Consider the following 13,312-nt stretch of genomic DNA (forward strand, 5'->3'; position numbering starts at 1 on the left):
CCGAAGAGGCGGTCGGGGTTCCGCTGGGTCCGTTAGGGGCGCTAACCGTGCCTACTCACCGTGTAGTCGACCAGCGTCTCCAGCGCGCGCCGACCGGGGGCGTCGGGCAAAAGGGCCAGCTCCTGCCGGGCCTCGGCCGCGTACTGCTCCAGGAAGTGCTTGGCCTTGGCCATGCCGGGTGACGCACGCAACAGCGTCAAAGCCTCGTCCACCGCCGCGTCGTCCTCGACGGGCCCGGACAGCAGCTCGCGCAGCCGCGCAGCCTCGGGGCCCGGCTCTCGCAGCGCGTAGACCATCGGCAGGGTGTGCACGCCTTCGCGGATGTCGGTCCCGGGCAGCTTGCCGGACTCGTGCGAGTCGCTGTCGATGTCGATGATGTCGTCGGAGATCTGGAACGCCGTGCCGACGATGCCGCCCAGCCGGCTCAGCCGGTCCACCTGCTCGCCATCGGCGCCGGCGAACATCGCGCCGAACCGGCCGGCCGCCGAGATCAGGCAGGCCGTCTTCTCGTACACCACCTTCAGGTAGTGCTCGACCGGATCCGCCCCTTCGGCGGCACCCCGGCCCTCGCGCATCTGCCCGGTCACCAATTGGGCGAACGTCTCGGCGATGAGCCGCACCGCCTCCGGTCCCAGCCGCGACACCAGCCGCGACGCCGTCGCAAACAGGTAGTCACCGGCGAGGATCGCGACGTTGTTGCTCCAGCGCACGTTGGCGGTGGGCGTGCCGCGGCGGACCTCCGCCTCGTCCATCACGTCGTCGTGATAGAGCGTGGCCAGGTGCACCAGTTCGATCACCGCGCCGGCGATCGTCACCTCCGCCGCCTCCGGGTTCGGTCCGATCTGCGCCGACAGCACGGTGAACAGCGGCCGGAACCGCTTGCCGCCGGCCTTGAAGAGATACATCAGCGAGTCCGTCATCACCGCGTCGGCGCTGCGCAGCTCGGTGTCCATGAGCTGCTCGATCCGGCCGACGCCGTCGCGCACGATGCCGGCGAAATCGGCGTCCCCGAAGTCAATGCCCGCCACCACCGTCGCCGGAGTCCTCACCCGACCAACATACTGGTGGGCGTGGACATGAAGGCCGACGTGGTGGTCGTCGGCGCCGGACCCGCGGGCTCGGCGGCGGCCGCCTGGGCCGCCCGCGCCGGCGCCGACGTCCTCGTCATCGACTCCGCCGGCTTCCCGCGCGACAAGCCGTGCGGCGACGGGCTGACCCCGCGCGCGGTCGCCGAGCTGGAACTGCTGGGGCTCGGCGACTGGCTCGACACCCGCATCCGGCACCGCGGGCTGCGGATGAGCGGGTTCGGCGGCGAGGTGGAGATCGACTGGCCCGGCCCGTCGTTCCCGTCGACCAGCAGCGCGGTGGCCCGCTTCGAGCTGGACGACCGGATCCGCAAGTGCGCCGAGGACTCCGGGGCCCGGATGCTGCTCGGAACGAAAGCGGTTGCCCCGCATCATGACTCGTCGCGGCGCGTGGTTTCGCTGACACTGGCCGACGGCACCGACGTCAGGTGCGGCCGGCTGATCGTCGCCGACGGGGCCCGTTCGCCGCTGGGCCGCAAACTGGGCCGGCACTGGCACCAGGAGACGGTGTACGGCGTGGCGGCGCGCGGCTACCTGACCACGCCGCGGGCCGACGACCCCTGGCTGACCTCGCACCTGGAACTGCGCTCCCCCGACGGCGCCGTGTTGCCCGGCTACGGCTGGATCTTCCCGCTCGGCAACGGCGAGGTGAACATCGGCGTCGGGGCCCTGTCGACGTCGAAGCGGCCGGCGGACCTGGCGCTGCGGCCGCTGATCTCCTACTACACCGACCTGCGCCGCGACGAATGGGGCTTTTCCGGCGAGCCGCGGGCGGTGTCGTCGGCGCTGCTGCCGATGGGCGGCGCGGTCTCCGGGGTGGCCGGGCCCAACTGGATGCTGATCGGCGACGCGGCGGCGTGCGTCAACCCGCTCAACGGCGAGGGCATCGACTACGGCCTGGAGACGGGTCGGCTGGCCGCCGAGCTGCTGGACTGCCGCGACCCCTCGCACGTGTGGCCGTCGCTGCTGCAGCAGCATTACGGCCGCGGATTTTCGGTGGCCCGCAGGCTCGCCCTGCTGCTGACGTTCCAGCGCTTCCTGCCCGCAACGGGCCCGGTCGCGATGCGCTCGACGCGGCTGATGACGATCGCCGTGCGCGTGATGGCCAACCTGGTCACCGACGACGACGCCGACTGGGTGGCGCGCGTCTGGCGCGGCGGTGGGCGGCTGTCGCGGCTGATCGATCGCCGGACGCCGTTCAGCTGACATTGCCGCCCGAGCTGGGGGTACCTCCCGCTTGCGGGGGAACGCAAAAGCCCCAGTTTCGCAACCGAATCGGGGGCTTTTGTGCCTGCTCGCCCGCGGAAGGGACCCCAGCTCGGCGTATCAATACCATTGACATGTATCAGCCTGATTGATATACCATGATCGCATGACGCAACCACTAGATTTCGAGTTCGAAACCGCCTACCGCGGTGAATCCGCCCAATTCGGTGAGGGCACGCGGCCGCCCTGGAGCATCGGCGCCCCACAACCCGAGCTGGCCGCGCTGATCGAGCAGGGCAGGTTCCACGGCGACGTGCTCGACGTCGGCTGCGGGGAGGCGGCCATCTCGCTGACCCTGGCCGCCCGCGGGCACACCACGGTGGGCCTGGACCTCTCGCCCACCGCGATCGGCCTGGCCCGGCGCGAGGCCGAGAAGCGCGGTCTGACCAACGCGACCTTCGAGGTCGCCGACATCAGCAAGTTCACCGGCTATGACGGCCGGTTCGACACGATCGTCGATTCGACCCTTTTTCACTCGATCCCCGTCGAGGCGCGCGAGGGCTACCAGCAGTCGATCAAGCGGGCCGCCGCGCCCGGCGCCTCCTACTTCGCGCTGGTTTTCGACAAGGCCGCGGTGCCGGACGGTCCGATCAACGGGGTGACCGCAGACGAGTTGCGCGAGGCGGTGTCCGAGTATTGGGTCGTCGACGAGATCCGGCCGGCGCGCATCTACGCCAACCTGCCCGACGGTTTTGACGGCTCGCCGTTCGGCGACGTCCGCGACGAGCCCGACGGTCTGAAGTCGGTCGGCGCGTGGCTGCTGTCGGCGCACCTGGGCTCCTGACCAGCGCAGGTGTATAGTCCGGCTAATGAAGGGCATGAGACTGGCTTCTCTGATCGCCATGGCGGGCGCCGCTGTCGCACTGGCGGCGCCTGCTCAGGCCGACGATTACGACTACGTGTTCAAGCAAACCGTCAATCGCTTCGGCGTGTACGGCCCGCAGGACCAGCTGGCCTGGCTGGGCAAGATCTCCTGTGACCGGATCGGCAGGGGCGTGGACGGCGACGCGTACAAGTCGGCCACCTTCCTCCAGCGCAACCTGCCGCTGGGCACCACCCAGGGCCAGGCGCTCCAGTTCCTCGGCGCCGCAATCGACCATTACTGCCCCGACCAGGTCGGCTTCATCCAGCGCGCAGGTCAGTAGCCCGGTTTGTATCCCGCGTGCAGCGCCACGATGCCGCCGGTCAGGTTGCGCCAGCGCACCGCCGACCACCCGGCCGCCGAAATCCGCTGCGCCAGCGTGGGCTGATCGGGCCAGGCCCTGATCGACTCGGCGAGGTAGACGTAGGCGTCGGGGTTGGAAGACACCGCCCGCGCCACCCGCGGCAGGGTCCGCATCAGATATTCCTTGTACACGGTCGCGAACACCGCATTGGTGGGGGTGGAGAATTCGCACACCACCAACCGGCCGCCCGGCCGGGTGACGCGGAACATCTCCTCCAGCGCCGCGTGCTGGTCGGCAACATTGCGCAACCCGAAACTGATGGTGACCGCGTCGAACACCCCGTCGGCAAACGGCAGCTTGGTGGCGTCGCCGGCGACCTTCGGCACGTCGCGACCGGCGCCCGCCGCCAGCATGCCGACCGAGAAATCGGCGGCCACGCACCACGCCCCGGACTTGCGCAACTCGACGGTGGACACCGCGGTGCCCGCGGCCAGGTCCAGCACCTTCTCGCCCGGCCCGATCCGCAGCGCTGAGCGGGTGGCTCGCCGCCAGTACCGGTCCTGCCCCAGCGACAGCACGATGTTGGTCACGTCATATCGGCGGGCGACGCCGTCGAACATCGACGCGACGTCCCTGGGGTTCTTGTCCAGCGCCGCGCGACTCACGACGTCGACGCTACCCGGGCACGGGCGGGTCAGTATTGCCGGTAACGCCGCTGGACGTGCTCCTGGCGCACCCTGATCTGTTCGCGGCGTTCCTCGGCGGAGACGACGCGGGTGGCAGCGGGGAGGTGTTCGCGCACGCCGACGAGCGGCACCTTGGTCACCGAGGCCTTCGGCAATTCGGGCGGCGGCGTGGAGTAGGTCCACCGCAGGGCCAGGAAACCACCCGGGTGGCCGGCGGTGTCGAGCCAGTTCGGCACGCCGGGGTCGGCGCCGGCGACGACGTAGCGGATGGCCCCGTCGGGATCCGGTTCGGACTGAAATCCGTTGAGGCTGCAGGTGTGGTTGGCGTAGTCGAGTGACTCGCCCCACAGGTTGGCCAGGTGGAAGCCCATGTACGCGGGCGGCACCGGCACGACGACTTCGACCAGCAGCGCTTCGTCGTCGGCCAGGTCGTAGACGCCACCGGAGTAGACGTTGGTGCTCTGCCCGCCGCCGGTCGCGAGATTGGCCAATGCCGGCTCGTTCAGGTCGTTGCGCGGCATGAGGGTGGCCCCGTCGCCGTTCTTGTCGCCGTGCGCCTCGAGCACCAGGTCATAGAACTGGTTCCAGAACGTCATCTGGTTTTCGACGATGGTGCCGATGCGGCGGACGTTGCGCGCCACGGCGTCGGGATCGAGCGGCGCGGGCCGGGCGCCCTCCTTGCCGATCTGCACGATGTGCAGCTCGGGCGATGCTTCGTGCTCCCAGTCATGAAAGAGCATGCGGGCGATCAGGTATTGCGCCGGCACGGTCCCGTCGACGGTCGCCGTGGCGATGAAATTCCCCGAGTGATCGGCGGGCCGCCGCGGCGCCAGCAGGATCTCGAATCGGCCGTCGTCGTCGACGAGCAGATCCGCGATGTCCAGGGACCCGGTGATGGCGCGCCCGCCGGGACCGAGTTCGGCCAGGCTGCCGGTGTCGCCGGCATAGCCGCTGTGGGCCTCGAAGATGATGTACTGCGGCGCTTTTGGGACGAGCCGGCCGCGTATCCGGTAGCTTTTGGTGCCGTCGATGGCGGCCGAGAGGTACAGCGCGTCGGCGTTGTCGATGGTGGCCTTGTCCACGGGCTGGATGGCACGCCGGAAATACGGGAATTCGGGGTCCTCGCAGAGGCCGCGCTCGATGGCGCTGAACACGAAGCCCAGCAGGTAGCGGTATCCGTCCGCCAGGCTTTGCTCGGTGACCGGCGGGGCGTGCAGTTCGGCGGAGTCGACGGCGTCGCGGGCCCGGGTCAGGGCGTCGATCATGTCGGTCCAGGCGGCCCGCAGGGCGAGCCGGCTTGATTCAGTGGGCATGTGCACGCTCTCCTTCGGTATCCCACCGGTATTGCTCGAACAGGTCGGCCAGGCGCGTGTGGATTTCCCGCGGATCGAGCCCGAACTCCTCGAGGCTGTAGCGGTGGGCCGACTCGTGCCCGCCTGCGGTGCCCGCGGACTCGAACGCCTTGGCGGCCACCGGTCCCAGGTCGAGCTGCAGCTCGCGGTAGATCCGGCGCATCGTGGCCTCGGGGTGCGCCACCAGCTCGCGATAGTCGACGACGGCCGAGCGCACTTCGGGGTGCCTGGCCAGGACGTCGAGCGGGTGCCGATACGCGTCGAACGACTGATCCGCGAGCACGCGCAGCGATTTCGCGATCAGGTGCTCGTCGCGACCCCGCAGGTCCCACTCGTTCTTCAACAGCTTGAGCAGGCTCGGGATCGTCTCGTAAGGATTGCGCAGGGGCACAATGAATCTCGCGTCCGGAAACGTCTCGATCAGCGCTTCGACGCGGCCGCAGAAGGTGGGATTCTTGCTCAGGTGCGTCCCGCCGCCGTTCAGCGCGATCTGGCGCCGGACGCATTCGGAGTAGAAGCCCATCACCCGCCGCCGCTTGCGGTCCGGCCAGTGGTCGACGTGGTAGAAGTCCAGCTCGCCCATGAAGGGAAACATGACGATCCAGAACCCGGAGCACAGCGACCACGTCAGAAAGAAGTCGTCTTCTTCCGGAACGAAGAAGCCGGTCCTGTGCATGTCGTCGGTCGGCGCGAACCGTTGCTCCTCGGCCGCATCGAGGCGGTGACGCAGCCGCCCGCCCATGAGCGCGGCGTCGAGCCGAAACAGCAGGCGCAGCAGGCGTTTCTGCAGCAGCGAAGGGAAGAAAAGCTCGTACATCAATGCGTAGCTGAACTGCGGGTCCGCCGCCATCAGCCGGTGCAGATACGTCGTGCCGCTGCGGGCGTGCCCGACACAGAAGGTCGGCGCGACCACCGTCGTCCGTCGCAGCGATCCGAACAGGATCGGATCGAGCGCGAAGCATGCCGCGTGGACGGCCGCGACTGCCGGCACGCCGATGAGGAAGGCGAAGTAGCGGATCCATGGCTTCGACGCCGGTGGGTCGCGACGCAACAGCCGAAGCATGGTGCGGTAGTTGGCCCAGTCGAAGTAGAAGCGGGTTGCGGGCATGACTTCTCCTCAGATCCCGAGGGAGCCAAGCTATCGCCATTTATTTGACTATGTCAAACTTATCCGGCTACGGTGCGCGCGTGACATCCGTCCGCAAGCTGGATTCGGTGGATTCCATCAGCGCCACACTTGCGCGCATCGTGCGGCTCAGCGTGAGCCGCTCGGCATTCGCGCGACAGGCGGCGGCCGCCGACACCGAGCTGTCGCAGCCGTCCTACATTCTGCTACGCGTCTTGATTGACGAGGGACCGCAGCCGATGGGACGCCTGGCGAGCATGGCGCACATGGACGTCGGGATGGCCACGCGCCGGGTGCAAGCGCTTGTCGACGCGGGACTCGCCGCGCGCCGGGGCGATCCAAGCGACGGACGGGTGTCGGTCATCGAGGCAACGGCGCCGGGCGAACGCGCCGCGGGAGCACTCCACGAGGTGCGGCGGGATCATCTGGCCCGGGCGCTTTCGGGATGGTCGGCAGCCGACCTCCACCAGCTCGACCGGCTCCTCAAGAGATTCCTCAACGACACGCAATGGACGCCGATCCGGTGAGCCCGCCGGGAATGACGCGCCGACGGTTGCGTTGCATCACTGCGTGAGCGAAAAAGTTTGGTTTATCACCGGTACGTCGCGCGGATTCGGGCGCGAATGGGCGAAAGCCGCGCTGGAGCGCGGCGACAAGGTCGCGGCCACGGCACGCGACACGGCATCGCTGGACGACCTGGTCGGGAAGTACGGCGACGCGCTGCTGCCGATTCGGTTGGATGTCACCGACCGTGAGGCCGACTTCGCGGCGGTCAAGCAGGCGCACGACCATTTCGGTCGCCTGGACGTCGTGGTGAACAACGCCGGTTACGGGCACTTCGGGTTCGTCGAGGAGCTCACCGAGCAAGAGGCGCGCGATCAGATCGAGACCAATGTGTTTGGGGCGCTGTGGGTTACGCAAGCCGCGTTGCCGTACCTGCGCGAGCAGCGCGGCGGCCACATCATCCAGGTGTCCTCGATCGGCGGCATCGTCGCGTTTCCCTTGGTCGGCATGTACCACGCGTCGAAGTGGGCGCTGGAGGGCTTCTCGCAGGCGCTGGCCCTGGAGGTCGCGCCCTTTGGCGTACACGTCACGCTGGTCGAACCCGGCGGCTTCGACACCGACTGGAGTGGCGCGTCGGCGAGGCACTCCAATCCCCTGCCGGCGTACGACGAGGTGCGCGCCGCGGTCCAGGCCGAGCGCAGCAGGCGCTGGGCCAGCCCGGGCGACCCTGCGGCGTCGGCGGCCGCGCTGTTGAAGGTGGTGGACGCGAAGGAGCCGCCGCTGCGGGTGTTCTTCGGCGCTTCGCCGCTGCAGACGGCCAGGGCCGACTACGAGAACCGGTTACGCACCTGGGAGCAGTGGCAGCCCCTCGCGGAGCTGGCGCAGGGCTGACCGCGACGGCTACTCGCCCTGGGCGTAGCGCTTGGCGAACACGCGCCGCCGGGAGAACGGCGACAGCACCGCCTCGTAGTGGCCGAGCAGCTCGTCGCAGATGACCGGCCAGCTGCGGCCGAGCACGCTGCGCCGGGCGGCCGGCGCATAGCGGTGCCGCTCGGCGAGCAGGTGTGCGACCGCTTCGGGCAGCCGCGCCTCGAACTCGTTCACTGCCAACAGCAGTCCGGTGCGGTACGGGGCCACCAGGTCTCGTGGCCCGCCGGCGTCCGGGGCGATCACCGGCAGCCCCGAGGCCAGCGCTTCCTGCACGACCTGGCAGAAGGTCTCGTGCTCACCGGGGTGCACGAAGACGTCCATGCTGGCGTACGCCGCGGCGAGCTCCTCGCCGTACAGCGCTCCAGTGAAAACCGCTGTGGGCATTGCCGATTGCAGTTTGCGCTGATCGACGCCGTCGCCGACGATGACCAGCTGCACGGAATCGTCGGCGGTCAGCGCGGTCAGCCGTTCGACGTGCTTCTCCGGCGCGAGCCTGCCCACGAACCCGACGATCGGCTTGCCGTGCGGCGACCACCGCCGCCTGAGCTCATCACTGCGGGCCGACGGCGCGAACCGCAGCACGTCGACCCCGCGCGCCCACCGGTGCACCCGCGGGAACCGCTGCGCGACGAGCGATTCCATCGTCACGCTGGACGGCGCCAGCGTCCGGTCGGCCAGGGTGTGCAGGTGCCGAAACCAGGCCCACGCGGCGCGGGTCGTCATCGGGATGCCGTAGCTCGCCGCGAAACCCGGGACGTCGGTTTGATACACCGCGACCGTCGGCACCCCGAGCCAGCGGGCCGCTTTCACCCCGCCGTAACCCAGCAACGCCGGCGACGCCAGATGCACGACGTCGGGGTCGAATCCGCGTAGCACGCTGACCATTCGGGGCATGGGCAGCCCAAGCGGCAGCGTGGTGACCTTGGGGAACATCCGCGACGGCACCCGGTGCACCCGGATGCCGTCGTGAATCCGATCCGCCCGCGGCTGGCCCGGCGGGTTGTCGGGGGCGATGACGAGGGCTTCGTGGCCGGTGCGACGCAGATGCTCGAGGACGCGCAGCACTGAGTTGCTGACACCGTTGACATTGGGGAGGAAGGACTCGGCGACGATGGCAACGCGCACAACACCACGATGTCAGCGCCGGCTGTCGGAAAGGTTGCCTACGAGCATACGTCGTGCGAAATCTGCTGGTCGGGCGCCTTGGCGCGGCGATCCAGCCCCCTGTCCAGCAGCGCCAGGCCGATCAGGGCGGCCGCCGCGACCAACCAGGCCACCACCGCGATGGAACCCGCCGGGATGATCGCCAGGCCGGCGTTGCGATGCTGCACCCGAACCAGGTTCGGGTCGTTCTTGTTGTACTCCACGTAGATCCTCATGCCGGTCGCCAGCTCGGAGGGATACAGCACCCCGAGCTCGGGCCGGTAGGTGACGCGCTCGGGTGTGACGAATTCGATGGTGGAGCGCCGCGGTCCGGCGCTGAGGACCTCGGCCTGGGCCACGCCCATGTGGTGCCGAATCGCGAGATCGTTGCGCCAGGCGCCGGCCACCAGCAGCACCGACTGCAGCGTGACCAGGCCGGCCAGGATCAACACCGCAATCCGCAACCACCGCAACGTAATCCCGGCCCGGGTGGTCGGCGGCTCGTCGCTGCGGCCATGAATCAGGATGTGCAGCAATGCTTTTGGATCGATCACGGTGCTCGAAAATTCATAGAGCGGCCTTGATGGCGGCGTGCAGCTGCCGCAGCGACGAGCGGTCCGCCTTGACCTCCAGCACCCGCATGCCGGTCCCCGGTTCGTCGAGCGCCGCGTCGAGCTCGTCGACCTCGATCTGGCGGCTCTCCACGTGGTACGCGCGGCACAGGGCGCCGACGTCGACGTCGTGCGGGGTGCCGAAGATCCGCGAGGACACATCGGAGAACCTCGGGTCACCCTGCTCGAGCAGTTCGAAGATGCCGCCGCCGTTGTCGTTGGACACGACGATCGTCAGCCGTTGCGGTGTCGGTTCGGTGGGGCCGATCAGCAGCCCGGAGCTGTCGTGCACGAACGTCAGGTCGCCGATCAGCGCGACGGTCCGGCCGTCGTGCGACCCCTCATGTGCAAGGGCGGCGCCGATCGCGGTGGACACCGTGCCGTCGATGCCGGCGACCCCGCGGTTGGACCGCACCTGTATTCCGTGGGCGTCCAAACCGACCAGCGCCGCGTCGCGCACCGGGTTGGACGCCCCGAGCACCAGCTGGTCACCCGGCCGCAGCGCGTCGGCCACGGCCGCGGCGACGTGCAGCCCGGTGGTCAGCGGGTGCACCGCCAGCTGCCCCCGGACCGCGGAGACCGCGTGCTCGTTCATCTCCGCGCAGCGGCGCAGCCACGCGGGGTGGGGCGCCCCGCTGGTGACCGCCCGCGTTCCGGTGGCCTGCGAGTTGCCCGAGACGTCCGGCCAGCGGGGCCCGGTGGTCAGGGCGTACACCGGCACGTTGGGGTCGGCCAGCAACGCCGACACCGGGCGGTGCAGCGTCGGGCGGCCGAGCATGATCACCTGCTTCGGTCGCAGCAGCGGCAGCGCGAGCGGGTGTAGGGGGTTGGCCGGCGCCGGCGCCGTCGGCTCGGCGACGGTGGGCAGCTGCTCCAGGTTGGGCTGGACGCCCGCGCCGTGTCCGGCGATGACGACCGTGTCGGGCGTCAGGTCGACGTCCAGCGGTTGGTCGAAGGTTGCCGGCGGCGTGTACGTCCACGGCCTGCCGCCGGGCCGCCGCGGCGGGGTCGCGGCGCGGTGGGGTTCGGGGTCCGGCACCAGCGGTTCGCGCAGCGGGATGTCGAACTGCACGGGGCCGGCGTTGGCGTTGCGCGATCCCGTCGCGGCCGCCAGCACGCGGCAGGTGGCCGATCGCCACGTGGCGTTGAGCGAATCCAGCCGCTCGGGCGCGTCCTCGGCCAGGCCGAGGCTGACGGCGGCGCGGACCTGGGTGCCGAAGTAGCCCAGCTGCTCCATGGTCTGGTTGGCCCCGGTGCCCAGCAGCTCGTAGGGCCGGTTGGCCGACAGCACGACCAGCGGCACCCGCGCGTAGTTGGCCTCGACCACGGCCGGGCCGAGGTTGGCCACGGCGGTACCCGACGTCATCGCGATGCACACCGGAGCACCGGCGCCGATCGCCAGCCCGATCGCCAGGTAGCCCGCGGTGCGCTCGTCGATGCGGACGTGCAGCCGGACCCGGCCGGACCGGTCGGCGTCCTGCAGCGCAAACGCCAGCGGGGCGTTGCGCGACCCGGGGCACAGCACCACGTCGCGGACGCCGCCGCGAATCAGTTCGTCGACGACGACGCGGGCCTGTGTCGTCGAGGGGTTCACCACTACAGCGTGTCACAACCCTGCGATTGGCCGCCGAACGTGGAGTTGTTGAGCCAAATCGCCTTGATTTCGCGCAACAAGTCGACGCTGGGCGCCCAACTAGGACTTGAAGAACTGCAGCGCCGCGGCGTTGACGGCCTGGGGGCGCTCCAGGAACCCGAGGTGACCGGCGTCGGGTATCTGCAGGTACCGCCCGTTGGGGATCGCGTCGGCGACCTCCCGCCCCAGGTAGGCCGGCGTCACGATGTCGTCGGCGAAGCCGAGCACCAGCACCGGCGCGGCGATGCTGCGGTAGGCGGCCAGCCGGTTGGTCTGTGGCGAAACGTACATCTGGGTGCGCAGGCCCGGGGTCTGCTTGACCGGCCACGTGGTGAACATCGCGATCCAGTCGTCGACGGCCGCGTCATCGTTGAGCGTCTTGCGCGAAAAGCTCTCCAGCAGGCGGTTTCGCGCGTCCAGCATGGGCGGCACCTGGACCCCCGAGGCGTGCAGCTCGACCTCGGCGTCGTGGAAGAACTGGCGGGCGCGGTCCAGCCGGCCTCGGGTGGCCATCAGCACCGCCGATTTGACCAGCTCGGGCCGCGCCACCATGAGCTCCTGCGCGATGAACGCGCCCATGGACACCCCGACGATGCGGGCCGGGGCGGCGCCCAGCGACTCGATCAGCGCCGCGGTGTCGGCGACCATGGTCTGCGTCGTGAATCCCTCGGCGTTTTCGGTGTCGCCGATCCCGCGGTTGTCGAAGGTGATGCAGCGGTATCCCGCGGCCAGGAAGGCCGGGACCTGGTGCGGGTGCCAGGTGCGCCCGGCGCCGCCGCGGCCGGCGATGAAAACGACGGGCTCACCGGTCCCGCGATCGTCGTATGCCAGGTTGATCATCCGGACGACGGTACAAGCAGCGGATGACAGGCCTTGATCCGGTCGATCCACCATTGCCGCCGCTCGGCCGGGGCGGCCAGGGCCCGCAGTCGCGCCGGGTCGGGCGTCACCGGCCCGACGGAAAGGTAGCCGTCGACGGGGGCGGGTACGTCGGCCACGTCGTCGGTGAACAGGCCGCCCGTGCCCAGCCCGCAGGCATGGCGCAGCCGCGGCAGTGCCGCCGCGGCGGTCAGGCCGTGGCTTATGCCGACCGCGGAGTCCAGCGCGCTGGAGACGACGACCGGGATGTCGATCTGGGCGGCGATGGCAAGCAGGGCCCAAACCCCGCCCAGCGGGGCGACTTTCAGCACGGCGATGTCCGCGGCCCCGGCGCGGACCACGGCGAGCGGGTCGTCGGCCTTGCGGATGCTTTCGTCGGCGGCGATCGGCACGTCGATCCGCGCGCGCAGCGCGGCCAGCTCCTCGACGGTCGCGCACGGCTGTTCGAGGTACTCCAGCGGGCCGTCGGCGGTCAGGGCCGCCGCCGCCCGCGCCGCCTGCTCGACGCTCCAGCCGCCGTTGGCGTCCACCCGCACGGTCGGCACGAGTGCGCGCACGGCGTTGACCCGGTCGACGTCGTCGGCCAGGGTCTGCCCGGGCTCGGCGACCTTCACCTTGGCCGTGCTCGCCCCCGGGAACCGGGACAGCACCTCGCCGACCCGGGTGGCCTCGACGGCCGGCACGGTGGCGTTGATCGGGATGCGGTCGCGCTTCAGCGGCGGGGGCGGGCGGTAGGCGGCCTCGATACCCGCGGCGAGCCAGTGCGCGGCCTCGGGCGGACCGTATTCGGGGAAGGCCCCGAACTCGCCCCACCCGGCCGGGCCCTCGATCAGCGCGAGTTCGCGGGTCGTGATGCCGCGGAAGCGCACCCGCATCGGCAGCGCCACCACGTGCAGCCGATCCAGCAGGTCAGCCAGCGAGGGCGTCACGC

General features: G+C 70.1%; 14 protein-coding genes. 5 read left to right on the plus strand and 9 right to left on the minus strand.

Features of this window, described 5'->3' with window-relative positions:
* Positions 1-41: 41 nt before the first annotated feature.
* Positions 42-1,049, minus strand: a complete 1,008-nt coding sequence (gene grcC1, locus A5696_RS10285) for a nonaprenyl/(2E,6E)-farnesyl/geranylgeranyl diphosphat synthase (protein ID WP_067877353.1) — start codon at positions 1,047-1,049, stop codon at positions 42-44.
* Between the two features lie 15 nt (positions 1,050-1,064).
* On the opposite strand from grcC1, the gene menJ reads away from it, so the two are divergent.
* The 3 genes from menJ to A5696_RS10300 all read left to right on the plus strand — a co-directional run bounded on the left by menJ (position 1,065) and on the right by A5696_RS10300 (position 3,496).
* Positions 1,065-2,291, plus strand: a complete 1,227-nt coding sequence (menJ, locus tag A5696_RS10290; protein WP_067877356.1) for a menaquinone reductase — start codon at positions 1,065-1,067, stop codon at positions 2,289-2,291.
* Between the two features lie 166 nt (positions 2,292-2,457).
* Entirely contained in the window at positions 2,458-3,135 is a 678-nt protein-coding gene (locus tag A5696_RS10295) for a class I SAM-dependent methyltransferase (RefSeq protein ID WP_067877359.1), read from the plus strand.
* A gap of 25 nt (positions 3,136-3,160) precedes the next feature.
* The gene (locus A5696_RS10300; RefSeq protein ID WP_067877362.1) at positions 3,161-3,496 is read left to right on the plus strand and encodes a DUF732 domain-containing protein; all 336 of its coding nucleotides are present in this window, start codon (positions 3,161-3,163) and stop codon (positions 3,494-3,496) included.
* On the opposite strand, the gene A5696_RS10305 is transcribed toward A5696_RS10300, so the two are convergent.
* The 3 genes from A5696_RS10305 to A5696_RS10315 are packed head-to-tail and all read right to left on the minus strand — an operon-like array spanning position 3,490 to position 6,663.
* On the minus strand, positions 3,490-4,182 hold the full coding sequence (locus A5696_RS10305; protein ID WP_067877366.1) for a demethylmenaquinone methyltransferase: 693 nt from the start codon (positions 4,180-4,182) through the stop codon (positions 3,490-3,492). The genes A5696_RS10300 and A5696_RS10305 overlap by 7 nt on opposite strands.
* 29 nt (positions 4,183-4,211) lie before the next feature.
* Positions 4,212-5,516 (minus strand): hypothetical protein, encoded by a 1,305-nt coding sequence (locus A5696_RS10310; protein WP_067877370.1) that lies wholly within the window; start codon positions 5,514-5,516, stop codon positions 4,212-4,214.
* On the minus strand, positions 5,506-6,663 hold the full coding sequence (locus A5696_RS10315) for a sulfotransferase (protein ID WP_067877373.1): 1,158 nt from the start codon (positions 6,661-6,663) through the stop codon (positions 5,506-5,508). The genes A5696_RS10310 and A5696_RS10315 overlap by 11 nt, the downstream gene beginning before the upstream one ends.
* Before the next feature lie 80 nt (positions 6,664-6,743).
* On the opposite strand from A5696_RS10315, the gene A5696_RS10320 reads away from it, so the two are divergent.
* Entirely contained in the window at positions 6,744-7,208 is a 465-nt protein-coding gene (locus A5696_RS10320; RefSeq protein WP_067877376.1) for a MarR family winged helix-turn-helix transcriptional regulator, read from the plus strand.
* Positions 7,209-7,251: 43 nt separating this feature from the next.
* Positions 7,252-8,076, plus strand: a complete 825-nt coding sequence (locus A5696_RS10325) for an SDR family oxidoreductase (protein WP_067877379.1) — start codon at positions 7,252-7,254, stop codon at positions 8,074-8,076.
* Between the two features lie 9 nt (positions 8,077-8,085).
* Here A5696_RS10325 and A5696_RS10330 read toward each other — a convergent pair whose 3' ends face one another.
* The 5 genes from A5696_RS10330 to A5696_RS10350 form a co-directional block, all read right to left on the minus strand.
* Positions 8,086-9,240: a glycosyltransferase family 1 protein gene (locus A5696_RS10330; protein ID WP_067877382.1), complete on the minus strand. Its 1,155-nt coding sequence runs from the start codon at positions 9,238-9,240 to the stop codon at positions 8,086-8,088.
* 38 nt (positions 9,241-9,278) lie between these two features.
* On the minus strand, positions 9,279-9,812 hold the full coding sequence (locus A5696_RS10335; protein ID WP_067877385.1) for a DUF3592 domain-containing protein: 534 nt from the start codon (positions 9,810-9,812) through the stop codon (positions 9,279-9,281).
* 13 nt (positions 9,813-9,825) lie between these two features.
* Positions 9,826-11,463: a 2-succinyl-5-enolpyruvyl-6-hydroxy-3-cyclohexene-1-carboxylic-acid synthase gene (menD, locus tag A5696_RS10340; protein ID WP_067877419.1), complete on the minus strand. Its 1,638-nt coding sequence runs from the start codon at positions 11,461-11,463 to the stop codon at positions 9,826-9,828.
* Between the two features lie 99 nt (positions 11,464-11,562).
* Entirely contained in the window at positions 11,563-12,342 is a 780-nt protein-coding gene (locus tag A5696_RS10345; protein WP_067877389.1) for an alpha/beta fold hydrolase, read from the minus strand.
* On the minus strand, positions 12,339-13,310 hold the full coding sequence (locus tag A5696_RS10350) for an o-succinylbenzoate synthase (RefSeq protein WP_067877392.1): 972 nt from the start codon (positions 13,308-13,310) through the stop codon (positions 12,339-12,341). The genes A5696_RS10345 and A5696_RS10350 overlap by 4 nt, the downstream gene beginning before the upstream one ends.
* Positions 13,311-13,312 lie beyond the last annotated feature (2 nt).

It is taken from the genome of Mycobacterium sp. E2699, assembly GCF_001666745.1.
Classification (GTDB): Bacteria; Actinomycetota; Actinomycetes; order Mycobacteriales; family Mycobacteriaceae; genus Mycobacterium.

Excerpts from the sequence above, each read along its gene's own strand:
- A5696_RS10295 (WP_067877359.1), top strand. The coding sequence starts at position 2,458 with ATGACGCAACCACTAGATTTCGAGTTCGAAACCGCCTACCGCGGTGAA.
- A5696_RS10300 (WP_067877362.1), top strand. The coding sequence starts at position 3,161 with ATGAAGGGCATGAGACTGGCTTCTCTGATCGCCATGGCGGGCGCCGCT.
- A5696_RS10310 (WP_067877370.1), bottom strand. The coding sequence starts at position 5,516 with ATGCCCACTGAATCAAGCCGGCTCGCCCTGCGGGCCGCCTGGACCGAC.
- A5696_RS10315 (WP_067877373.1), bottom strand. The coding sequence starts at position 6,663 with ATGCCCGCAACCCGCTTCTACTTCGACTGGGCCAACTACCGCACCATG.
- A5696_RS10345 (WP_067877389.1), bottom strand. The coding sequence starts at position 12,342 with ATGATCAACCTGGCATACGACGATCGCGGGACCGGTGAGCCCGTCGTT.